Origin of the sequence: Candidatus Methanoperedens sp., from assembly GCA_012026795.1 — an archaeon.
Classification (GTDB): Archaea; Halobacteriota; Methanosarcinia; order Methanosarcinales; family Methanoperedenaceae; genus Methanoperedens.
This window is the reverse complement of sequence record VEPM01000008.1, coordinates 94596-117716: the sequence shown is the minus strand read 5'-3', so window position 1 is coordinate 117716 and position 23121 is coordinate 94596. Positions and strand designations below refer to the sequence as shown.

20 protein-coding genes are annotated in these 23121 nt (G+C 41.0%); 8 read left to right on the top strand and 12 right to left on the bottom strand.

What is annotated here, in order from left to right; all coding sequences use genetic code 11:
• The first annotated feature begins 2 nt into the window (after nt 1-2).
• The 3 genes from FIB07_04125 to FIB07_04115 are packed head-to-tail and all read left to right on the top strand — an operon-like array spanning nt 3 to nt 2434.
• Entirely contained in the window at nt 3-452 is a 450-nt protein-coding gene (locus tag FIB07_04125) for a hypothetical protein (GenBank protein NJD52035.1), read from the top strand.
• Between the two features lie 12 nt (nt 453-464).
• The gene (locus FIB07_04120) at nt 465-1256 is read left to right on the top strand and encodes a 4Fe-4S dicluster domain-containing protein (protein ID NJD52034.1); all 792 of its coding nucleotides are present in this window, start codon (nt 465-467) and stop codon (nt 1254-1256) included.
• Nucleotides 1256-2434: a polysulfide reductase gene (locus tag FIB07_04115; protein ID NJD52033.1), complete on the top strand. Its 1179-nt coding sequence runs from the start codon at nt 1256-1258 to the stop codon at nt 2432-2434. The genes FIB07_04120 and FIB07_04115 overlap by 1 nt, the downstream gene beginning before the upstream one ends.
• A 55-nt stretch (nt 2435-2489) precedes the next feature.
• Here the strand turns inward: FIB07_04115 and FIB07_04110 are convergent, their stop codons facing one another.
• The 4 genes from FIB07_04110 to FIB07_04095 form a co-directional block, all read right to left on the bottom strand.
• Nucleotides 2490-3155: an SDR family oxidoreductase gene (locus tag FIB07_04110; protein ID NJD52032.1), complete on the bottom strand. Its 666-nt coding sequence runs from the start codon at nt 3153-3155 to the stop codon at nt 2490-2492.
• A 25-nt stretch (nt 3156-3180) separates the two neighbouring features.
• Nucleotides 3181-3927: a lipoate--protein ligase family protein gene (locus FIB07_04105; GenBank protein ID NJD52031.1), complete on the bottom strand. Its 747-nt coding sequence runs from the start codon at nt 3925-3927 to the stop codon at nt 3181-3183.
• Complete coding sequence (locus FIB07_04100; protein ID NJD52030.1) at nt 3924-4205, bottom strand: hypothetical protein; 282 nt, start codon at nt 4203-4205, stop codon at nt 3924-3926. The genes FIB07_04105 and FIB07_04100 overlap by 4 nt, the downstream gene beginning before the upstream one ends.
• Nucleotides 4206-4529: 324 nt before the next feature.
• Nucleotides 4530-6038: a serine--tRNA ligase gene (locus tag FIB07_04095; protein NJD52029.1), complete on the bottom strand. Its 1509-nt coding sequence runs from the start codon at nt 6036-6038 to the stop codon at nt 4530-4532.
• A 410-nt stretch (nt 6039-6448) separates the two neighbouring features.
• On the opposite strand from FIB07_04095, the gene FIB07_04090 reads away from it, so the two are divergent.
• Nucleotides 6449-7039, top strand: a complete 591-nt coding sequence (locus FIB07_04090; GenBank protein NJD52028.1) for a hypothetical protein — start codon at nt 6449-6451, stop codon at nt 7037-7039.
• Between the two features lie 35 nt (nt 7040-7074).
• Here FIB07_04090 and FIB07_04085 read toward each other — a convergent pair whose 3' ends face one another.
• The 4 genes from FIB07_04085 to FIB07_04070 form a co-directional block, all read right to left on the bottom strand.
• Nucleotides 7075-7752, bottom strand: a complete 678-nt coding sequence (locus FIB07_04085) for a fibrillarin-like rRNA/tRNA 2'-O-methyltransferase (GenBank protein ID NJD52027.1) — start codon at nt 7750-7752, stop codon at nt 7075-7077.
• A gap of 158 nt (nt 7753-7910) precedes the next feature.
• Nucleotides 7911-9038 (bottom strand): isocitrate/isopropylmalate dehydrogenase family protein, encoded by a 1128-nt coding sequence (locus tag FIB07_04080; GenBank protein NJD52026.1) that lies wholly within the window; start codon nt 9036-9038, stop codon nt 7911-7913.
• 112 nt (nt 9039-9150) lie between these two features.
• Complete coding sequence (locus FIB07_04075) at nt 9151-9642, bottom strand: hypothetical protein (GenBank protein NJD52025.1); 492 nt, start codon at nt 9640-9642, stop codon at nt 9151-9153.
• Nucleotides 9643-9885 carry a hypothetical protein gene (locus tag FIB07_04070; protein NJD52024.1) on the bottom strand — a complete coding sequence of 81 codons (243 nt, stop codon included), beginning with the start codon at nt 9883-9885 and terminating at the stop codon, nt 9643-9645. It abuts the gene before it with no gap.
• Between the two features lie 297 nt (nt 9886-10182).
• On the opposite strand from FIB07_04070, the gene FIB07_04065 reads away from it, so the two are divergent.
• The gene (locus FIB07_04065) at nt 10183-12717 is read left to right on the top strand and encodes a cation-translocating P-type ATPase (GenBank protein ID NJD52023.1); all 2535 of its coding nucleotides are present in this window, start codon (nt 10183-10185) and stop codon (nt 12715-12717) included.
• A 26-nt stretch (nt 12718-12743) separates the two neighbouring features.
• On the opposite strand, the gene FIB07_04060 is transcribed toward FIB07_04065, so the two are convergent.
• Nucleotides 12744-13814, bottom strand: coding sequence for a glycosyltransferase family 4 protein (locus FIB07_04060; GenBank protein ID NJD52022.1), 1071 nt, complete (start codon nt 13812-13814; stop codon nt 12744-12746).
• A gap of 134 nt (nt 13815-13948) precedes the next feature.
• Here FIB07_04060 and FIB07_04055 point away from each other — a divergent pair, with 134 nt between their 5' ends.
• Nucleotides 13949-15097: a glycosyltransferase family 4 protein gene (locus FIB07_04055; protein ID NJD52021.1), complete on the top strand. Its 1149-nt coding sequence runs from the start codon at nt 13949-13951 to the stop codon at nt 15095-15097.
• Here FIB07_04055 and FIB07_04050 read toward each other — a convergent pair.
• Complete coding sequence (locus FIB07_04050) at nt 15071-16663, bottom strand: MFS transporter (protein NJD52020.1); 1593 nt, start codon at nt 16661-16663, stop codon at nt 15071-15073. The two genes, FIB07_04055 and FIB07_04050, sit on opposite strands and share 27 nt — an antisense overlap.
• A complete protein-coding gene (locus FIB07_04045; protein NJD52019.1) occupies nt 16647-18905 on the bottom strand; it encodes a bifunctional alpha,alpha-trehalose-phosphate synthase (UDP-forming)/trehalose-phosphatase in 2259 nt (752 codons plus the stop codon). The genes FIB07_04050 and FIB07_04045 overlap by 17 nt, the downstream gene beginning before the upstream one ends.
• Before the next feature lie 154 nt (nt 18906-19059).
• Between FIB07_04045 and FIB07_04040 the strand changes: the two genes are divergently transcribed.
• Nucleotides 19060-20760, top strand: a complete 1701-nt coding sequence (locus tag FIB07_04040; protein ID NJD52018.1) for a hypothetical protein — start codon at nt 19060-19062, stop codon at nt 20758-20760.
• 89 nt (nt 20761-20849) lie between these two features.
• On the opposite strand, the gene FIB07_04035 is transcribed toward FIB07_04040, so the two are convergent.
• Nucleotides 20850-21164, bottom strand: a complete 315-nt coding sequence (locus FIB07_04035; protein NJD52017.1) for a divalent-cation tolerance protein CutA — start codon at nt 21162-21164, stop codon at nt 20850-20852.
• A 70-nt stretch (nt 21165-21234) separates the two neighbouring features.
• Here FIB07_04035 and FIB07_04030 point away from each other — a divergent pair, with 70 nt between their 5' ends.
• Nucleotides 21235-22926, top strand: a complete 1692-nt coding sequence (locus tag FIB07_04030; GenBank protein ID NJD52016.1) for a PDZ domain-containing protein — start codon at nt 21235-21237, stop codon at nt 22924-22926.
• The last annotated feature ends 195 nt before the right edge of the window (nt 22927-23121 follow it).

The window sequence follows — 23121 nt, the reverse complement described above, 5'->3', positions numbered from 1 at the left end:
TAATGCAGCCACATTTAAAAAGAGCTTTCACATTATTAGCTCTTGTAATAATTGCTTTTATTCTCGTAAGGTCCCTGCTTGTCCCCGACTCATTTGGACAATACGGATGGTACAGGGGAGATTCTGTAAATGAGATCAGGAACCTTAGCGTCAATTATGCAGGTTCGACAAGTTGCGGTGAAGAGGATTGTCATAAAATAATTTATTCGGTCTGGGTAAAGGACAGGCATAAAACTGTAAATTGTGAAACATGTCATGGTCCTGCTGAAAAACATGTTCTTAATGCCAGGGAACCATTGGAAAAAGCGAACGAGTCAAGAGAATATTGCGGTAAATGCCACTTTAAGGAGATAGCAAGACCGGAAGAATTCCCGCAGGTCGATCCGGAAACACACGGTGAGGATCTAAGATGCGTATATTGTCATAATCCGCATAAGCCGTGGTTTGTATAAAGGAGGCATAATATGAATTTATCAAGGCGAGAATTTACTAAGATCGGATGCAAAATCATTATAGGCGCAACTGCCGGGGCTGCGATTGTAGAACCTTTTATTATAAACACCGTTGCAGCTGAAAACTCACCTGTGCAGGGTGGGTATAATTGGGAGGAACATTTCTGGGGCTATGTCGTGGACACACGCAAATGTATCGGCTGTGGAAGGTGCGCCAACGCATGTAAACTGGAAAACAAGGTACCATTTGATGAAGAAGTGTACAGGACATGGATCGAACGATACAGGGTGAAAAAAACATCACTTGAAACAAGGGAAGAAGAAGTTGTAATCGATTCTCCGGACGGGGGGATAGAAGGATTCGAGGATGACATACCCGCGGAAGAGATCAAAAAAGCTTTTTTTGTACCAAAGATCTGCAATCACTGCGACAATCCACCATGCGTCCAGGTTTGCCCGGTGGGTGCGACATATACAACAAAAGATGGTGTTGTTCTTGTGGATTATGAATATTGTATCGGGTGCAGGTATTGTATTCAGGGATGTCCTTATGGGGCAAGGTACTTTAATACTGAGAAGGGAACCGCTGACAAATGCACATGGTGCTATCACAGGATAACTAAAGGTTTATTACCTGCATGTGTCCAGGCCTGTCCTACAGGGGCACGAAAATTCGGAGACATGAAGGATAAAAACAGTGAAGTGAATAAAATAATTGACGAAGAAAGGATCAATCTTCTTAAACCTGATCTTGGAACAAAACCCAAGGTATTCTATATCGGCTTAGACCGGGAAGTGAGATAATGTTAGACAATCTGATATGGGGTTATGTTTATCCCAATGAATCTGAAATACAATGGAGTATATTAATCGTATTGTATCCTTATATTACGGGTCTTGTAGCCGGCGCTTTCATTGCTTCATCATTATACCATGTTTTCGGCAAGAAGGAGATCAAGCCTGTGGCAAGATTCGCCCTTCTTACGGCATTGTCATTCCTGCTTGTCGCAATGATGCCTCTGCTTGTTCATCTCGGACGTCCTGAGCGTGGTATTGAAATCATGTTCACCCCACATCTTACATCTGCGATGTCGGGTTTTGGTTACATATTTTCATTCTATCTGATAATTGTGGTTCTTGAGATATGGCTTTCTTTCAGGGAAGATATTGTCAAAAAGGCCCTGAGTTCACATGGATGGAAAGAATTGTTATATTCAAGTCTTGCACTGTTTTCATTTGATATTTCTGAAGAAACATTGCACAATGATGAAAAGTTTGCGAGAAAGCTTGCAATAATCGGCATTCCTTCAGCAGCGTTCCTGCACGGGTATGTTGGCTTTATATTTGGAGGCATCAAGGCAAACCCATGGTGGTCAACTCCGCTTATGCCAATCATATTCCTTATGTCAGCTATAGTATCAGGGATCGCCCTGTTGATCTTACTTTATATTGCCGCAATGAAAATCAGGAAACATGCTATTGACCATAAATGTCTCCAATCACTTGCACATTACCTGTGGATCTTCCTGATCCTTGATGTAACACTGGAATTACTTGAGATAATAAGCATGAAATATGCTTCGCGTGAGGATATCGATATTATTAACAGGCTGCTTTCGGATAAAATCGGCTTTACTTTCTGGGGTATTCAACTGACTCTTGGCATATTTATACCATTTATTCTTCTGCTCCTGGTCAGCCTTATCAAGAAACGGGATACGCTGAAATTGATAATGATTTCCGTTTCATGCATTTTTGTCGTAATAGGCGTATTTGCCATGAGATGGAATGTAGTTATCGGAGGCCAGGAAATTTCAAAGAGTCTTGTAGGAACACTTACTTATGTTCCTGAATTCTTCAGCCAGGAAGGAGTTTTACCTGCAATAATAATATTTATGCTTCCATTCATAATACTGCGAGTTGTAACAGCTATCCTGCCGCCGTGGAAAGATATGGAGGAAGAAACCCAAGAACATAATTAATATATAAAGCCTCATTGACACAGAGACTTAAAAAAGCTCTGTGCCTCCATCATTTTTAATAAAGTTCAATAGATTGCCCCTGGCGATATTTTTCCGGATTGATGCAGATATCCGCCACTTTTTGCGCGACTTCATCAGGTTTGAGGTCTGCCTTTTCATCCGGGAATAGCCGCTTGAACATCCCTGTATCCACGCTTCCAGGGCATAATGCAACTATTTTGATATTATTGACTTCGGCAGCAGCAGATTCGGTAAGGCCGATCACTGCAAATTTCGATGCGCAATATGCGCCCAGCATTGGAATCCCCTCCTTCCCGGCACCTGATGAAATATTTACTATTAAACCTCCATTTATTTTCATTTCCGGGATAATATGCTTCATGTAAAGGAAAACTCCTTTTACATTCACATCTATTAATTCCCCAAATTCTTCGACACCGGTTTCCCATATATATTTTTTTAATCCGATCCCTGCATTATTCACAACAGCATCAACTTTCCCGAATTCTTTGATAGCTCCATGTATAACTTTTTTCACATCTTCTTCTCTTGTGACATCCCCTTTAATGAAAATCGAACTACCACCTTCATTATTTATTTCTTTGCTTACTCTTTCTATATCTTTTGTTGTTCTTCCTGTTACAACTATATTCCCCCCTTCCCTTCCCAATCTTTTCGCAATATATTCCCCGATGCCCCTTCCGCTTCCTGTAACGATCACCGTCTTATTTTGAAATCCCGTAAAATCACCTCAGATACATCCACTCATCGCTCCTATATTTTCCTCCAGCAAGCTCCTTAGCTCTTGCAAGTTCATCCATGCTCCATGTGCCATACTCATAATCCTTTCCTTCTGTAAAAGCACAAATGAGAGCATCATAAACCTCCATCTTTCCTGCATCGCTGTGATTACGAACGCATGTGACCCGCTCCTGGGCGCTCTCTATCATCTTATCTGTAATTTTCTGCCTGCTCACATTAAGCACACTGAACATTGTTTTAAGATCAAGCCCGTAAAGCAGGGTGCCGTGCTGGAGCAATATCCCGCCTCTCCTTGTCTGGGCGCTTCCTGAGATTTTTTTACCCTTAACAAGAATATCGTTAACCGGCCTGAATTCGGCTTCAATCCCAAGGCTTCCAAGACCCCTGACAAGCCAGCCGCATATCAGCCTGTATGACTCTATTATGTTTTTCGGGAATATGTTTGCAGGCGCTATCACGCTGTATGTTATCTCCCCTTCAAAATCGTGATAAACCGCCCCTCCGCCTGTCCACCGCCTTATGCAGTCCACACCCAGTTCCCTGCATACATCAAGATTGACCTCATCTCTTATGCCCTGGAAATAGCCTATGGAAACGGCGTTCGGTTTCCAGTTATAAAATCGTATGGTGGGCAGGGATGAGCCTGCTCTTACGCCTTCGCTCACTGCTTCATCAAGAGCCATGTTGAGGTAGGCATCATGGGTTTCAAGCCCTATTACTCTCCATTTCATTTCAACGCCTCCTTCAAGACTTCGGCGATAGATTCAGGGCTTATACCGATCATCTGCGTATTGTAATCCCTTACAATATTGCGGATTTTGATGACCATAGCGTCAGAGCTTACATTTTTTTTCAAGCCAACCATACTTTTTTCTATATCATCCAGAACCTCTTCGGGATGCAGGAAAAAATCCCCGGTAATCCTGAGCTTTTTGATGACATCATCGAATTCCACTTCTACTTTTACGATTTTTCCTTCTTTGACCTTCCGGCTGCAATGGGCAATCAAAATTAACCTCCTTAATCTATACTGCTTTGTTTTATTATGCGATGCAACATGGAAAAAAGTAAACCACTCCTCATACCTCACAGATATAAGAATTGTTGATATGTTTATACAATTCTCTTCTTCATTTAGGCTGAGGTCCTTTGCGGGCTCTCAGTTTTGCATTAAACGCATCTAATCTCTTTTTCTCGGCAGGATCTTCTTTTGCTTTTACTTTTTTTGCTGCCGTTGCGTTATCCATTGAACTTTCTAGTCCAACCATTTTTTCACCTCCAGCCAAATCTATTATTTCATATATTTTAAATCTTTCGGCTGTTATTAAGTTGTTCACATGAATTTAATGCCCGTCGGCATATTCCCGATCTTTTCCCTGAACGCCTCAGGCCAGTCCTTTTCATCATATCCTTTCTGGGCAAAAAACGTGCTGGCCCATCTCTCAAGCCCGATTCCCGAACAGCCGCTCCATAAGTCTTTTCCCGATTGCAGCTTCACATTGAATCCTTTTGTATATTTATCCCCATTAACGCTCAGGTTCTGGAACTCAAGCCATTCCCCATCCTTCCCGCGGTAAGGTAGCGGCGCCTCAAAGTCAATTGTTCCCACACCTTTTTGTCCTGCAAGTCCCGTGAGTCCTTCCTGTGCCATGAACCAGGGCGTGACCCATGCCATTCTCCATTCAAGGTCAAGGATATCATTAAAAACATGCTTATAGCACTCCTGCATCTGCTTTGAATGTTCGAGAACCTGCTCGGGCGTCCCAATGAACAGGAGTTCGATCCTGTGGAATTCATCCACTCTTTCCATACCATGTATGCCGCCGCTCTCATATCTGTGTGATGTGCCCGAGCGGTCAAACACTTTTACAGGGAAAGATTCATCAGATACGGTCTTTCCCTGCATGAATGGCCAGAACGAGGGGCATTGTGCATAGCACATGCCGCCAAGAGGCTTATCGATCTTCTCTGCGATCAGGTCAATGGGGACTTCCAGTGTGACCTTGTAATTATCTATAACTTCTTCCCAGAATGCAGGGTCTCTGGTTTTGGGAGGGCAGACGTAGTATATTTCCGGATATACACCCTTCGCATGACCTGAATGTTTCCACACATCCCATGGAACAAGCTTGGGGAAGATCATTTCAACATAGCCAAGAGGCTTTATGACTTCTTCAAGCACGATTTGTTCAAAAGTCCTGAAAACTCGTGTCATCTGGGGGCCATATATCCACTGCCCCCGGCCTGCAGCACGTTTTATCCATCCGCGCTTTTCCGCTTCAACCGTGGGGTCGCCCTTGAATTTCATTTCCCTTTTAGGGCTTTCCCAGAGAAGGCTCCAGTGCTCTGTTTTTCCACCAAAGCTTTGTGCTGCTATTTTGTCCTCAATGAGTGAAATTATCCTGTCAGGGATCTTATTCTCAAGCTGCGTTTCACCCACCTCAAGTGAAAGAGTGATCATCCCGTCTTCAAATCCAACTGATTTTACAAAAGGTATCTTTTGCTGGTGCAGCGGCTGTTCTGATGGCATTTTTACGATGAACTCTTCAACTTCAACACCCCTGACACCGATCTTATATGCCTTTCCAATAACGCCAGCCAGAGGCTTCCTGAGCCTTATAAATGCGTCGTGCGCCCGCAGATACCGGTCAGATTCGATATCAAAAAATATACTGTTATCACGGATTTCCCAGTTTATGATTTTCGCGCCCTTCCCGGCCGGAACGCCTTTCTGGAGGATGGTCGCTTTTGATTCTTCAATGAATTTTTCAATCTCTGCACCTGCAGCTTTTACGTCAGCGCTTGTTTTGTAGCTTCCTTTTAGGTGAAAGTAAGGTTCCATAGTCTTAAGTCCCATAAATTATTGATCTGAAGATATTGATTTCGATTTATCGGTTCTTATACGATTTATATGTTATTTAAACTTTCATTTTATCGGGCTGTGGGACAGAATTAGGGTTAGTGTCCACTAACCTTCTGGGGTAAATAAGTCATTTTTTTCCAATCCCCAATCCATATCAAATTTAAGAATTCTTCCTTTATTGTTCGAAAACCCTTTCAATAAAAGATTGCAGCCATGGACTTGCTCTGGGGATAATGTGGTGATGGATGGACATTTAATGTTATGAAAGCATCATTATGCATATTTGCCTATGCTGATATTCTTTCCAGGCTATTAAAGTTAAATCAGCTCATCGCAAGAATATATGCTAAAGTATATAGAATAATATATCTCATAGCATAGGTGTTATCGTGAATCTGAAAAAGTTGCCAGCAGGAATAATAATATCACTCCTCATTGGAATCATATTGATCTGGCTGTCACCTGAGGATAAGGAGTTAGGATCGGTGTTGAAGTTAGTATACCTTCACGGAGCTTTGATAGCCGCAGGTCTCTTTCTATTCACCAGTGCGGGTCTGGTAAGTCTAATATCGCTTTTCAGGAAAAGTTCAGACTTTTCTTTGCTCTTTGCTGTTGAAAAAACGGCTGTTGTATTCTGGGTTGCAGCTACTATAGCAGGTAATGTATCATCACAACTTGCATGGGGCGGAGTCTTCTGGGGTGAGCCGCGGCTTCAGGCTACGATTATTATTTCCCTAATATCTATAAGTATTTATTTTATATCCTCTGCCTCGGAGAATCCTAAAATGATATCTTTTCTCGGAACAGGGCTGGCATTGTCTGTGTGGGTATTAATGATAAGAGCAGGAAGGATTATGCACCCGGATAACCCATTCAGCGTTTCTGAATATTCAATTCGATTCTTTTTCGTAGTAATTATATTTGTCTTTTTAGTAGCTTCAATATTGATCGTCCGCCGGATAGCTAAAAAAAGGGCATAGTATCTGTTCTTTCGGGTATGATGATAGAAACACTACTATTTTTGTGCCACTACTGCAAAGTGATCACTATGATATTGTCCTATATTTACTAATTCTTTAATCTTAAAAATTCCTTCCAGCTTTTTCATTTCAGTAAATGCCACATCCCTGGAATTGCTTGTTGAATCAATACTCCTTGCTTTTATCATTAAAACAAGGATCCCTTCATTCTTTAGGAACATCCGGGCATTCCTGATAGCGATCCCAGCCTGATCTTTTTGCGCTACATCCTGATAAATAACATCCACTTCGGAAACCATATTTTGATAAGATTTCGGATTTTTTGCGTCCGCCAATATGGGAACAAGATTCATCCTTGAAGTGCTGACATTAATGAGATCTTTCATCGCCCGTGGCGAGAATTCTACGGCAAAAACAACACCCTCAGAAACAATATCTGAAACATGGCTTACAGTCGTTCCATTTGCCGCGCCAAGATAAAGAACACTATTATGTTTCTGTATCGAGATTTGTGAACCTTTTAATACCAGGGCTGCAAGCTTGCTTCGAAACGGATCCCAGATGCGATATTCTTCATTTTCAATATTAATGAGTTTTTCATCATAAACTCTTATTCCAGGAACAAGGTTTTTGGTAATTAATCTTTTTGAACTATCTGAAATAAAAATAAAAGAATTATCAAGCCCGGTTTCAATTAAATCGCTTTTTTCCATTTATCGCAGATATTTTTAAAATTTAAAAATCATCCTGATTTGTAATTTAAGCAAAAAGAACACGGATGACACGGATCTAACGGATATTCACGGATTTTTCCTTATCCGTGCGCATCCGCGTCATCCGCGCAATCTGTGTTCTATCGCAAATTTTTTCCTTATATTTCCTTCAATAATCGCGCAATATCGTCCCCGACATCCGATGTCGTATTCGAGCCGCCCATATCGTATGTTTTCACTTTATTGTTAACGATATTTTTCTCGATAGCCTGCACGATCTGTGCGGAAGCCTCTTTTTCACCCAGCTGGTCAAGAAGCAGCGCCCCTGCCCAGATGGTTGCGATCGGATTAACCTTGTTCAGTCCCTTGTATTTTGGAGCGCTGCCGTGGATGGGTTCAAACATGCTTGTGCCTTCAGGATTTATATTCCCGCCGGGGGCAAGTCCAAGACCTCCCTGGATCATTGCGCCAAGATCGGTTATTATGTCACCGAACATATTTGGTGAGACAACAACATCGAAAAACTCAGGATTCTTGACAAACCACATGGTTACAGCGTCCACATAATTGAAATCTGTTTTTACCTGCGGATATCCGGAAGCTATTGACGTGAATTCTTCCCGCCAGAAACCGTAGATATCAGATAATACATTTGCCTTATCCACTGAAGACAGATGTTTATTCCTGTTCTTTGCAAGCTCAAATGAATAGCGTATTACCCTGCGTGTGCCTTCTTTACTGATAAGGCCAAGCTGGTAGCCTATTTCATCGCTATCGGATGTGATATCAAGGCCGAATTTTACATTATACATATTCCTTATGACTTCAAGCGTTTTTTTGCTCTTACCTTTTTTAGCACGCCCGCCGATGCCGATATAGAAGTCTTCCGTATTTTCCCGCACTACTACAAAATCAATATCCTTTGCAGTCTTATCCTTTAATGGGGTCCAGACCCCTTCAAGGAGCTTCACAGGACGGAGGTTTACATACTCATCAAAATAGAACCTGATATTCAAGAGAATTCCTTTTTCAAGTATCCCGGGCTTTATCCTGTCATCTCCGATTGACCCGAAATAGATCGCCCTGTATTTTGAAAGATCTTTTAGCGTATCTTCGGATATCAGCTCTCCTGTTTCAAGATAATGGTCAGCTCCATGCGGATATTCGATCCATTCGATATCAAAACCGAATTTTTCACCCGCAGTCTCAAGGACTTTTCGTCCTTCTCTTATTATTTCAGGGCCGATACCATCACCGGGGATCACAGGGATTTTGTATTGTGTCATATAATGTCCTCTAATTTCACCATAATTTTCCCTTCTGAATTCCCTGTCAGGTAATTAAATTAACTATGATTGACAGCACATTTTATCGAATAAAATGATGAACATTAAAATGCTACATAAAACTTCGATTCCAAAAGAAGCTTCTATAGTCGATAAATTCAATTTTCTCATGTTCACAAAATTTACAAAAAGCCCCATCACTAGAAAAGATTAAAGACTGCCTTTCTCTATTTGCCAGTATCAAAGATATATCGGCTAATCCGAATTTTATCTTCTCATGGGTTATTATTTTTTCTTTTTCTACTTGAATCTCCCCTATTTTTTTTAGAAATTCCCCATAGATGTTGAAAAATTCCTCTGTTTTTTTATCATCAAATTTAAATATTTTTCTTATCTGGTAAAAAAGTTCGCTTAAAATATAGGGAGTAATATAAAAGGTCTTACGGGAAATAAAAAGTTTGTCTAAAAATTCAAATTCTTCATCCGGTTCGGAACAAAGACAAACATTTTGGAGTTTCTTGCAATCAAAAACACCCACGGCGTGAATGAAAAGAGGACCCGTATCGATTGCAATATTATTAGCTGAAAAAAACTTTTTGTTCATTCAATCTTTGACAACGATTGCTTCCGTTTCTTTAATAGAACCATCTTCTGAATCAACCTTAACTATATAACCAACACGTTGTCTTGCTCCAACACTTGGAAAAAAGCTGCAATTAACCACCCATTCCGACCCAAGAAGATCCTTTTTCAAAGACATAACCATGAAGCCAATAACAGCATTCACACCCATCACACTTTCAAAATAATCCCTTGCTTTCAAAGAAGCTTCATTACCAGTTATCATATCATATCACTAATGCCTGATGCGACTTTACACTTAAATAAATTTCCTTAATCAATCAATAAAAAGATAAAAGTTAAAAAATATTATATAAAGGTAAAAGACCAAGATGAGATTTGAAATCTTTAAATTCATCGATTACATAAAGTATGAAGAAATGTGTTGCACATTAGGGGGATTACCAACATGAATTGAAACGGTCACATAAAATAGTTCAATTTAAGTAATTCTTTTTGCAATATAACTATAGGAAATATAATTCCCAGTATATTGTGTTCCAATTTTATTAAAGGAAAACCAATGGAAGAACCCTTCGATCAGGAAAATATTACCGGACTTTCGGAAGCAGAAGTAACAAAAAAATTAAAAGACAATGGATATAATGAGATCCCATCCAGGAAAAAACAGGGCATTCTTACCATATTCATAAACATCCTTAAAGAACCGATGCTGCTTCTGCTAATAGGTGCGGGTATCATTTATCTGCTTCTTGGTGAGGTAAATGATGCAATAATGCTGCTCTTTTTTGTTTTTGTGGTTGTAGGAATAACTTGTTACCAGGAAAGAAAATCTGAAAGGGCATTAGAGGCATTAAAGAATCTTTCAAGCCCCAGGGCTCTTGTGATCAGGGATGGCGTTCAAAAAAGAATCCCCGGACGGGAGGTCGTAAGGGATGACATCCTGGTCTTAAAAGAAGGAGACCGCGTCCCTGCTGATGGGGTTTTGCACGTATGTTCAAATCTCCTTATAGATGAATCAATGCTGACAGGTGAGTCATTTGCAGTTCGAAAATGCGAATGGGATGGTAAGGTAAAGTCAAACCAGCCTGGCGGCGACGATCTGCCGTTTGTTTATTCAGGAACGCTGGTTGTCCAGGGACACGGGATCGCCAGGGTTACGGCTACAGGCGGATATACCGAGATGGGCAGGATCGGAAAAGCCCTTGAAACAATTTCCGCGGAAGAAACCCTGCTGAAAAAAGAAACACGGTTAGTTGTCCGTAATTTCGCTATCGGCGGATTGATACTCTGCCTGATCGTTGCGATCATATACGGATATACAAGGGGTGACTGGCTGAACGGGATACTTGCGGGCCTTGGTTTGAGCATGGCACTGATCCCGGAAGAATTTTCAGTGGTACTTGTCATATTCCTTGGAATGGGCGCGTGGCGCATGTCAAAAAGGAAGGTCCTGACAAGACGCATGCCTGCTATTGAAACGCTTGGCTCGGCAACAGTCCTGTGCGTTGATAAGACCGGGACCCTGACAATGAACAGGATGATCCTGAATACCATATTTTCAAATGGTGAATATTACGATCTTGAAAAAAACGGGAACATCCCGCTTCCTGAGAAATTCCATGAATTGCTTGAATTTTCAAATCTTGCAAGCCAGAAAGACCCTTTTGATCCTGTCGAAAAGGAAATAAAGACAGGCACGGAAAAATTCCTTTCAAAATCCGAACACGTTCATGATAACTGGAAGCTTGTAAGGGAATATCCGCTTTCCAGGAATTTACTTGCACTCTCAAATGTATGGGAATCACATGACAAACGAAAGCATGTGATCGCTGCAAAAGGCTCGCCTGAGGCAATAATCGATCTATGTCATATTGACGGTAAAGAAAAAGATAAATTACTGGCCTGTGTCCAGAAAATGGCAGATATGGGATTGAGGATTCTGGGTGTTGCAAAATCAAGCTTTACCGAGAATGCTTTTCCCGAAAAGCAGCATGATTTCCGATTTGAATTCATTGGTTTGCTGGGTTTCATGGATAATGTTCGTCCTGGTGTCAATAAAGCACTTTCCGATTGCTATTTTGCAGGAATAAGAGTTATTATGATAACCGGGGATTATCCGGGGACAGCGCAGCATATTGCGCGCCAGATAGGTTTAGAAAATCCCGGAAATTATTTGACCGGCGCCCAACTTTCAGGAATGGAAAAAACAGAATTACAGGAAAAGATCAAAACTATCAATATTTTTGCGCGTGTAGTACCGGAACAAAAACTGGCCATCGTAGAAGCGCTCAAATCCAACGGGGAAATCGTTGCAATGACAGGCGACGGGGTTAATGATGCCCCTGCATTAAAGTCAGCTCATATCGGTATTGCGATGGGTGAAAGGGGAACCGATGTTGCAAGGGAATCAGCAGCAATAGTATTGTTAAATGATGATTTTTCATCTATCGTTGAAGCTGTCAGGATGGGCAGGAGGATATTTGATAATCTTAAAAAAGCAATATCATATATTTTTTCAGTTCACGTACCCATTGCGGGTCTGGCACTTTTTCCTGTAATGTTCAACCTGCCCCTGATACTCCTGCCTGCGCACATTGCATTTCTTGAATTGATAATTGATCCTGCATGTTCTACTGTATTTGAAGCAGAGCCTGAAGAAAAAAACATTATGAAAAGACCACCCAGGGATTTAAAAGAGAAATTATTTGGCAAAAAAAATGTTTTCGGTAGTTTATTACAGGGCGTCAGTGTGCTTGTTGTTGTTTTTTTTGTTTTTCTTTTAGCTTTAACGATGGGAAAAAGTGACACAGAAGCCCGAAGCCTCACTTTTGCCACTCTTGTAATAGCCAATCTTACACTGATCATTGCAGGCCTTTCATGGGAAACAAGCCTGATAAGGGTCAATCCGGAAAATAAGGCATTGTGGATTATGATCGCAGGAGCGCTTGGCAGCCTTCTTCTTGTCCTGAATATTCCTGTTTTAAGGAACCTGTTCCATTTTTCAGAACTTCATTATGGTGACCTGATGATCGTGTTCCTGGCAGGGGTTTCCAGCGTATTGTGGTTCAAGATACTTAATATCAGGGTAAAGTAACAGAGACTTTTTAGATTCCTCATTAGTTATTTTAAGATTTTCTCATATACCAATTCATATTTATCCACCATTTTTCGGAGGCTGAAGTTCTCTTCGACATGGCAGCGGCATTCTTTTCGATCGATAGAACTGATTTTTTTAACTGCCCCGGCCATCCCGTCCATGTCATCAACTATGAAACCTGTCCTTCCATCCTTTATGATCTCCCTGACTGAACCGCGGTTAAAAGCGATCACAGGTGTGCCGCAGGCCATAGCCTCGATCATTGTCATGCCGAATGATTCTTCCCATTTTATTGGAAAAAGAAGGGCGGCAGCATTTTTATAAATGTTTAACATGCGCCGTGTGGAAACCATTCCTTCATAACTGATCTTTCCTCCTATTTCAGGTTTTATTTTTTCCATCCAGTAGCTGTTATTATCGGAAGCTGGCTCCCCGGTTATTTTCAGTGGAAAACCTGTTCTCCTTGCAACCTTGATTGCTATATCGACCCCTTTTTCCGGAACCAATCTCGATGCGGATAATAAATAATCCCCGGATAGAGAATTGAACTGATACCTGCCTGGATCAATACCATTATGGATCGTATCTATAAAATTTAGATCTTTAAAGGGCAGGCGCTGGGAATCGCTGATTGATACATAATAAATATTCTTATTCGTTTTGTGTATGTTATAAATAAAGCACCGCCACTCGGAAAGAGGATCATGCAAGGTGAAAACGGTAGGAACTTTGCAATTGGCTGCAAAGTTGATTGACAGATCAACCGGATGGATATGTATGATGTCGAATTCTCCTTCTGCAGCCCTGCGATAAATATCCGCGATAAATACCTGCTCATAAAAATTTATAGCATTGTGATTTTTCAAATCTGTTGAATCACCTATATGCGGATGGTTAAACAATGGTGGTAGATTTAAATCAATGACCTTCGCCTTTGACTTTGTACCCTTAGCACCAAATAGTGTCACAGAGTGACCGCGTTTTACCATCTCAGAGGCCAGGACTGCTGTCAGATGAAGCGGGGCATGAATTATGTTTTCTTTGTTTGCCGGGGGTGTGGTCATCAAACCACTGCAAAACATGGCAATGCGCATAATTTATTATTTGGAGAACTTTGATATATAGTCTTATCCATGTGCATAAATATGTGAAGTTACATATATGAAATTAGGGCGTTAGTACAAAAATAGTAAGATAAAGAATTTAAAAGTTTAGTGGGGAAGACAAAATGAGAATTGCAATAGTTGCTCCTTCAGTCTGGTACAGGATAGCTCCCCCGCATGAATCAAAATATGGCGGGGCAGAAAAAATTGTTTATTGGTTATGTGAGAAGTTGGTAGAATGGGGTCATGATGTTACCTTATTTGCCACTGGAGACTCAAAAACTTCGGCAAAACTGGTACCCACATATCCCTGTTCTGTTCTTAGGCAGGATAATAATAAGAACGGGCAAAACGGTAAAAATAGCGTTTCCTGGAACGATATAACTGATAATCTGCTGAGCTTGCGGAAGGCTATGGAAGTCGAAGAGAATTTTGAAGTTATACATTCACATGTATATGCTGATCCGCTTGTAACTTCTTCATTAAATGGATCAGGGGTCCAGGTACTGAGCACGATACACAATAGTATGAGTGCCAAAGACATGGGCTGGGGAAACATTATGCTATACAGGTATGCAAAAAACAGGAAACGCCATCGTTTTGTTGCTATCAGCAAATCACAGACAATACATGATGATGCAGGATTGCATTACAAAGATATTGTACATAACGGGATTGATCTTTCCAATTATAAAACCAAAAAGCGATTGAAGAGAAAAAACGACACGCTCCTGTGTCTTTCCAGGATTGACCCTCATAAAGGGATAGAATATGCTATCGATGCAGCGGAAAAATCTGGCATGAAACTTATTATAGCCGGAAGAAAACACCCTGGTAAGGAAGAAGAATTCTTCGAGGAACGCATAGAACCGCGCTTACAAAAAGGTGTAGTGGAGTACGCTGGCGAGGTAAGCGATAAAGAAAAAATTAAGCTGCTCAATGCAACAGCAGGAGTGATTTTTCCATCTTTATGGAGAGAACCTTTTGGCCTGGTGCCTATTGAAGCCGGAGCTTGCAGTTCGCCTCTGGTCGCTTTTGAATGCGGGGCAATTCCTGAAATAGTTATAAATGGCAAAACCGGTTTTTTTGTCCGGCCGCGTAATAAAGACGGGAAGCCAAACATAAAAGAACTGGTAAAAGCAATAAAGAGAATAGATGAGATAGAGCCAAAAGACTGTTTTGATCATGTTAAAAATAAATTCACGGCAGATAGAATGGTTGAAAAATATTTAAATATATACCGGGAATTATCTCTCTTCTTGAATACTCCTTAAACGCTTTTTAAATGCAGATCTGAACATAGCATTTTTAATTGCCCGCCGTCTGTTGTAACTGTTGAGCGAACATCTGAAATTATTCAGAACATCTGTATTCTGCACAGTGCTTCTCATAACAGAAAATGGAAATTGCATCGTGCTTCGCAAACCACTTGCAGTGGAAAATGATCTCATATCTTTTCTTACTTCAGAAATAAGTTCATTTATTACGATCTTTTCCTCAACTTCTCCGACTTCTTTTACCATTGCCAGCCTGTGTATGGAATAAAAACCTATCAGGAATGCAAAGAGAAAATAGAAATCCAATGATTGAAAATACAGAGTTTGAATATACAGATTCCTTACCGGACTTTCCCAGTGGAGATCCAGTGAAAGTTTGCGGTCTGCAAAAAAATCTGCAAATAAACCACCAAGCACGGGTGCAATTCCCGCCGCTAACGAATTAATAAAACTGTTTGCTGCTAAATATGACGTGGCCTGTCCTTGTGGTGCTAATTTGAGCCCGATATTCCCGGATGAAAGGGTTATTCCTGCTGAGGAAATACCCATCAACGTATGTATAATTACCAATAATGGCATAGTAAATATGTATTTCTCAGGTCTTGCAGTGAAAGTCCATGCAAGAATGCATATTATGAATAAAGGACCGTTTATACTGAGGATCGATTTGTTGCTATATCTATCAGCATATTTTCCCCACAAACGTAAGAATGCAATACTGGTGACCTGATTCAATAGCATAAGAATTATAATAGTTGCCATATCAAGATTCAATCTTGTAAGCATGTAAACAGTGAAAAAAGGGGCCGCCAGGTTCACGGCAAAATTCCACGATCCAAGAAAAATTATCAGGTTTTTAAAATTGGTATCCTTGAAAGGCTGGAAAAGCAGCCTGGAGAAATTGATCCTTTCTTTGATGACCATCATACGAGGCTCAGGTATCTTTGAAAGAAAATACAGTCCTGCCATACCTGCCAGGAATCCGATGAAAAAAATATATGAATATGCATATAATTCATTGTCAGGATATAGCTGTTTCCAGTAATCTATAAATATACTGGCAATAAGACTGAATAAAATCCCTACTATACTTGCATATAGCATTCGTTTACTGAAAAAAGATCCCATTTGATTCATAGGAACAAGATCGCGCATCCATGAGTTCCAGCTGCAGGCTCCGATAGCAGAGAATGCTGCATTTATTATTAGAACGATAATGAGCAGGGTCAGGGGGTCCTTGATAAAAACTAAGAAAGGGAGCATAGCTATCAGCAGCCAGAATGACCTGCCTATTCCCGTACTCAAGATACAGATTTCTCTCCTGACCCTGTATTTCTCCACAATATATATCGCAGGTAGTTGGATCAGCTGTCCCAGAGGCGGGATGGCTGAGAGAATACCGATAGTCAGGTTTGAAGCCCCAAGCTTTAGCGCAAAAGCCACGAGAAACACTCCGCCAGTCAGCGTTGCGATCGCCTGTGTTGTGAGGCCGTCCATTATCACATTGTTAAGACCGGATTTTAATTCTCCTTCTGTTAACGAATCCTTAACTGGGAATTTCATTATGAATCTCTTTATTAATGATATCCGATATCACATTAACTTCAACCAATTGCCTGAGAAGCTCTATAACTTCCACATAATTATGAAGATTAAACCTTGCATATGATTGGGTAATCCCGACCCTGATTGAATAAGCAGTATCAGGAAGGATCTTAAACAGATCCTCATCTGTGAAATCATCGCCTATCGCAAGAATGAAATCATATTCGTTCTTTGATATCCAGCGCATTCCGGCTGTGCCCTTGTTAAAGCCTGCGTTCCGGATTTCCACAACTTTATTACCCTGCATTACCTGGACGTCTATATTCGCAGTAAGATTTACCAGGGTATCCATCAGATCTTTTGCCTGCCCGGAACTCTGTTCAGGGTCAGATTTGCGGTAATGCCATGCAGTAGAGAAATCTTTTTCCTCTATGAAGGATCCGGGGACCCTGTCTACATATAACCTGAGTAAAGGAAGTATCCTGGGTTTCCATTGATCATTCAATTGTTTAGCTATGCTCCATTCACAGTTTTTTTCCTTGATCAATGTCCCGTGCTCAGCCACAATGTTTATATTCGGCAATCCAAACCATCGCTCAAGAGTATCTTTGTCCCGACCGCTTAACAGAACAACTTCATTTCGCATATCATTTAAATAACTCGTAAGGAGATTCAGGATGTCCTGGCTCGGTACTGCCATCTCAGGTTTTGGAGCAAAGGGAACAAGCGTCCCATCATAATCCAATAATATAAGCCTTCTTCTGGCTTTATTGAAATCTACTTTCATTTCTTGTTTGACTTTGCTATTTAATAATCTTGCATCGAACCTTTTTTGTTCCTCACCTACGGAAATCAGATCATTAAGGAAATCATGCGCCCATTTCACAACATCATAACATTTGAGTCTCTCCTGCAAGATATGGTTCCTCTTGATCTGCTCTTCCGGAGGCATTTCCAGCGCCTCCCTTAATGCTTCGGTCATTTCTTCCGTATTATTGGGATTTATGATGATGGCTTCTCCAAGTTCTTTTGAAGAGCCTGCCATTTCACTGAGTATAAGAACACCTGTCTTATCGGTTCTTGCTGCTATATATTCTTTTGATACGAGGTTCATACCATCCCTTAAAGGCGTAATCAATGCAACGTCGCTTCTTTTATAAAGTGCAATAAGAGAACTGAACGGCAGGAACCTGTACTGGTAGGATATTGGAGTCCAGTCGATGCTGCCGAATCTCCCATTTATCCTGCCGACAAGCTCATCTATTTCTTTTTTATTCAGCTGATAGTGCTCTACTCCTATGCGTGAAGGAACAACTACTAAGAGAAGTATTAATTTTTTATGCCATTGTTTATATCTCTCAAGGAAAATTTCATAACTGCGAAGACGGTTGATAATACCTTTAGTATAATCCAGTCTGTCGATAGAAAGAATTATTCTGTAGTTTGCAAGCGTCCTGTCGAATGTATCTTCTTCTTTCTGAGCCTGCATATTGTTTGTATGACCATTGAATTTTGGGAAATCAATACCCATGGGAAATGTATCAGCTCTTACTATCTTGTTCTTCGTGATAATCTTTCCCATATTGTGCTCATGACCCAATATGCGCAGAACACATCTTAAGAAATATTGGGTATATTCATGTGTATGGAATCCGGCCAGGTCAGCTCCCAGTATCCCTTCCAGTAATTCCTTTTGCCATTTTTTGGGCAGCATCCTGAATATTTCAAACGAAGGAAAAGGAATATGGAGAAAAAATCCGACCTGGTTTTCAGGGAACTTTTTTTTCAGGAGCCCGGGAAGAAGCATGAGATGATAATCATGAACCCAGACTATATCATCCGGTTTTATGATTTCCGTAATAGCTTCACAGAACATTTCGTTTACATGCTTATAACATATCCATGAATCCTCATCATATATTGTATAAAACGGAAAATAGTGAAATAGCGGCCAGATGGTTTTATTGCAGAATCCATGGTAGAATTTATCCATGGTTTTTTCGGAAAGAAAAATGGGATATGCATGGAAATCAGAAAGCGCTTTTAATTTTAATTGTTCTTTTTGTTTTATATCCTCAACTGTTATCCCCGGCCATCCAATCCAGATATATTCTGACTCTGTAAACGAAGAGGTTTTCATTGAATCAAGATATGCTGAAAGACCTGACACCATGCCGCCTACGCTTTCCTGAAACCTGAAAGTACCTTCTTTTTCAACAACAGTGAAAGGCAGCCGATTTGAAACTATGAGCATTCTCATTAAAATTCCCCAATCATAACATAATTTCCGATACTAATATACCTATCTGGTTCGAAGTATGATAATCCTCCTGAGTATTATTATAACAATTATTATACAATAAATTCAATAAATATATATAGTAAAAATCTTAATTTGATTTAGGAGGAAATTTATGAAGAACAGTTTTTTGATTAGAGTATTACTAACAACAGTGTTGATTGTACTCTTTTTTGGAATTTCAGCTAATAATGTTTTGGCTGATGGAACAGAAACCTTAGGTGATCCGGTAGGCATATCACTTTCTCCGGGTTCCGGGGTTGTGGTTGCGGGAACCGGTATGGAAACACAACCCGGAACGATTAATATAAATGTTCCCGGAACTGTAAAACAGGTATTGCTTTACTGGTCAGGTGGAGGCAATAATGCAGTTATTGGTGATGATACCATTACGGTAAATGGAACTCCGGTAACAGGGACGCTAATCGGTGGGCCAGCCTTTTTTTACACATACAATATAAATTATTATTTTTCAAGCTATCGAAAGGACATAACAGGATTAAATCTTGTAAGTCAGGGACTAAATTCTCTTACGATAGAAGGTATGGACTTTGGGGGTGATGAGAACAATGGTGCCGGCATACTGGTAATTTATGATAATGGCGTAGATAACGCCGAAATCAGCCTGAAAGATGGGATTGATTTAGCATTCATTGATTTCCCTGAACCACGTAAAAGTACGGTTCCCCAGACTTTAAAATTTACTCCTGATACAGTCTCCAGGACTGCTAACCTCGCCATGTTTTTTGGAAGTGTATCCAGTAATGGCCGACCGAATTCCATTGAAGTCGTTACGGGGGGAATAAAAACGGTTCATAGTAATTTACTTGCAAGTATCGACGGACCACAGTGGGATTCCCTGAATTTACCTGTCATCATCCCACCGGGAGCAACGAATTTGACCGTCCAGGCATTTTCACGGGACGATTATACATCCGGAAATCTTCCTGCTTCATTGACATGGACAGCAGCCAGCCTTTCGGTACTTATGACAAATCCTGCGATCACAATTAAGAAATACACTAATGGCAGTGATGCCGATACCGCGCCAGGTCCTTATTTAACAACAGGTAATCCTGTTATATGGACTTACATTGTCACTAACACCGGTAACGTGGACCTGACAGATGTAATTGTCACCGATGATAAAGGCGTTACAGTAACATGCCCGAAGACTGCACTGGCAGTTGGTGAATCAATGACATGCACGGCCTCAGGTACTGCTGTGGCAGGCCAGTACGAAAATAATGGCACAGCCTCCGGAACAAACGGCAGCAAGACCGTGACTGCGACAGATCCGAGCCATTACTATGGTAAAGCAAAGACATTGGTAACAAGAACACCGGGATACTGGCAGACGCACTATGTGGAGGCAGACAGGGAATGGGCAAAAGTAGTTGCTGCCGGTAATGCTCTGCAATGCGGTGCACCTGAAAGCTTCATTGTAAATACTACAGCCAGATTGGAAGGTGGGTTCTGGTCCAGTATATCATATGAGACAAATAAACAAAAAAGAACTCCGGTAGACCAGGCAAGGATGCAGCTTGCATTCCAGCTATTGGCAGCCATACTTAACAACCAGGCTTTTGGCAGCGATCCAGGCGGCACGGTTCTTAATGATGCCAGAACAAACTTCTGCGGTACGGATAAGAATGCTATGTTAACGTCCAAATCCCTGCTGGATACCTTTAACAATGGAGGAAGCAACCAGCCTTTCTCGGCCGGGTACATTAATGGAAAAGCAGATCCGAAAAAATCTCAATCCGTAGCAGCAAAAGTATACTGGAACCAGCCAACTTTGCCCGGAATACCTTAACCTTAAATTCCGTGAGTTAACGAGTATGCTACTGGGTATGCCCACAGCATACCGTTTTTTTTCTTTTTTAACCCCGATGTATCATAACTCTATTGGTCTCTCACAGACTCATCTATCCAATTAAGGTAATCTGTCAAACCTTCCCCGATCTTGAACGACACAACGCATGGAACCTCATAGCTGTGGATCTCTTTTACTCTCTTTTCGATTTCCTTTACTTTATCCGATCTTGTTTTTATGATTATCCCGAATTCGTTTGCCTCATCTATGCCCCCCTTCCATCTGAAAATGGAAGTGATAGGAAAAATATTCGCACAGGCAGCAAGGCGCTCCTCGACAAGTTTGCGGCCGATCATCCTCGCTTCTGCCAGATCCCCGGCGGTTATATATATTATTGAAAACATTAAGTCACCCAAAGCTTAATATGTATAATGAGCTTAATAATTTACTGATAATGCTCCCGGAGACAAATTTTTGAATTACACTGATCTTTTATTGCCGCTGTTCTTATTCTACTGGCTTATTGTGATGATCCTCAACAGGCGCGGGACACTGGCAAAACATAATATATCTGCATTTGGCCCGATACTGATGATCCGCACAACGAAAGGACAGGAATTCCTGGACAGGCTTGCAGTTCATAAAACATTCTGGAGAACATTTGCAAATATCGGGCTGCCTGCTATGCTTCTCGGTATGCTGATAATGTTTCTACTGATACTGTTCATCGATTACTCACTGATAACATCATTCCAGACCCAGACAGTACCCCAGCCCACCAAATTCAACGAACCCAGAAATATTTTCCTTATCCCCGGGATTAATGAATATATCCCGCTTTACTGGGGGGCAATTGCACTGATCGTAACTCTCATGGTACATGAGTTTTCCCATGCAATCCTTTGCAAAGTGGAAGGTATAAAGGTAAAATCCATGGGAATATTGCTGGCTCTTGTCCCTGTAGGTGGTTTTGCAGAACCTGATGAAGAACAATTGCTGGGGAAAAAAGAAGAAAAAACCGAAACAGAACAGCCTTCTGAACCAAAGCGCATAGCCACACGCAGCGAGCGCGTGCGGGTGCTAACAGCAGGAGTAATGGCTAATTTTGTCACGGCAATCATTGCTTTTATCCTGTTTTTCACACTGCTTGGCTCTATTTCAACAGTGGGAGATGTAATGATCACAACGGTTATCCCCGGCTCTCCTGCGCAACTTGCCGGGGTTAATGAGAGTATGATATTGACAGGAATAAATGATATTAAAGTCAATAATGCGTCTGATTTTCTTTCTTATGCCAGTACGATCGCACCTGGCAGCAATGTAAAATTAAACCTAGTTGAGAACGGTGTACCGAAAGAAATACATCTGGTTGCATCAGGGAAAAATGTTACGCGTGCAGGTGTAAAGGTATTGAGCGTAACAGAAGGTTCGGCTGCCGGGGCAGCCGGGATAAAAGAAGGCATGATAATAGTCAGGATAGATAATACTGAAATCAAAGAGCTCAACGATTTCATCAATTTCATGAATTCCACAAAAGAGGGACAAAAAATCGATGTTTATTTATTAAGTAACAGCTCTCTTGATGCTTCAACTGAAGTATTCAAGGCTATTGAACTTGGAAAAAATCCCTCTCCTGTGAATGCCAATAAAGGTTTCCTTGGTGTGTCGTATTCGCCTGAGCAGGGAGCGGTAAGTTATTCCATCGGAATAGGGATAGGTGAATTCCAGGCAAAAACATATCTTGATATGTTGAAGAGTATTCCATCGTTAATGACCGGAATATATGGATGGGTAATTATATTTGGCCTTCCAATATTTGGCTTTGCAGGTGAAGGATTCCCTGGCTTTAGCGGCATGCTAATGAATTTTTATGAGCCCACAGGCTGGGTGGCAGTATTCGGTGTAGTTGTGTTCTGGATATTAAATTCCCTGTTATGGATCGGCTGGATGAATTTCTATGCCGGGCTATTTAATTGCCTTCCTGCAGTACCTCTTGATGGCGGGCATGTGTTCCGCGATGTTATGACTTCATTCCTTTCAAAGGTGTTCGGAGATGGCGAGAAAGTAGAAAGGATATCCAATGCGATCGTACTGGTATTTGCATTATTGATTCTTTTGTCTTTTGTGTTCGTGACGATAGCACCATACGCAGCTCATGGGTTTTGATTTAGAAAATATGAAATATATAAATTCTTGTGCGCCCAAAATCATGATGCGTATCTGTGTTCATCTGTGTTCATCTGCGGTTAATATGCCAGATGCAACAAAATCATCAAAAATTGTGTAACCCCTAAGTTAAAGGTGGTATGGATATACCCTGAAAGGGTATAGATCGTTTATCCTGCATAAGAAGTAAGCTTC

Bases quoted from the DNA above. Each gene is read 5' to 3' on its own strand.
- FIB07_04070 (NJD52024.1), bottom strand. From the start codon at position 9,885: ATGATAACTGGTAATGAAGCTTCTTTGAAAGCAAGGGATTATTTTGAA.
- FIB07_04065 (NJD52023.1), top strand. From the start codon at position 10,183: ATGGAAGAACCCTTCGATCAGGAAAATATTACCGGACTTTCGGAAGCA.
- FIB07_04105 (NJD52031.1), bottom strand. From the start codon at position 3,927: ATGAAATGGAGAGTAATAGGGCTTGAAACCCATGATGCCTACCTCAAC.
- FIB07_04040 (NJD52018.1), top strand. From the start codon at position 19,060: ATGAAGAACAGTTTTTTGATTAGAGTATTACTAACAACAGTGTTGATT.
- FIB07_04125 (NJD52035.1), top strand. From the start codon at position 3: ATGCAGCCACATTTAAAAAGAGCTTTCACATTATTAGCTCTTGTAATA.
- FIB07_04085 (NJD52027.1), bottom strand. From the start codon at position 7,752: ATGGAAAAAAGCGATTTAATTGAAACCGGGCTTGATAATTCTTTTATT.
- FIB07_04115 (NJD52033.1), top strand. From the start codon at position 1,256: ATGTTAGACAATCTGATATGGGGTTATGTTTATCCCAATGAATCTGAA.
- FIB07_04045 (NJD52019.1), bottom strand. From the start codon at position 18,905: ATGAGAATGCTCATAGTTTCAAATCGGCTGCCTTTCACTGTTGTTGAA.
- FIB07_04095 (NJD52029.1), bottom strand. From the start codon at position 6,038: ATGGAACCTTACTTTCACCTAAAAGGAAGCTACAAAACAAGCGCTGAC.
- FIB07_04055 (NJD52021.1), top strand. From the start codon at position 13,949: ATGAGAATTGCAATAGTTGCTCCTTCAGTCTGGTACAGGATAGCTCCC.
- FIB07_04035 (NJD52017.1), bottom strand. From the start codon at position 21,164: ATGTTTTCAATAATATATATAACCGCCGGGGATCTGGCAGAAGCGAGG.
- FIB07_04060 (NJD52022.1), bottom strand. From the start codon at position 13,814: ATGCGCATTGCCATGTTTTGCAGTGGTTTGATGACCACACCCCCGGCA.
- FIB07_04120 (NJD52034.1), top strand. From the start codon at position 465: ATGAATTTATCAAGGCGAGAATTTACTAAGATCGGATGCAAAATCATT.
- FIB07_04080 (NJD52026.1), bottom strand. From the start codon at position 9,038: ATGACACAATACAAAATCCCTGTGATCCCCGGTGATGGTATCGGCCCT.
- FIB07_04050 (NJD52020.1), bottom strand. From the start codon at position 16,663: ATGAAATTCCCAGTTAAGGATTCGTTAACAGAAGGAGAATTAAAATCC.
- FIB07_04075 (NJD52025.1), bottom strand. From the start codon at position 9,642: ATGAACAAAAAGTTTTTTTCAGCTAATAATATTGCAATCGATACGGGT.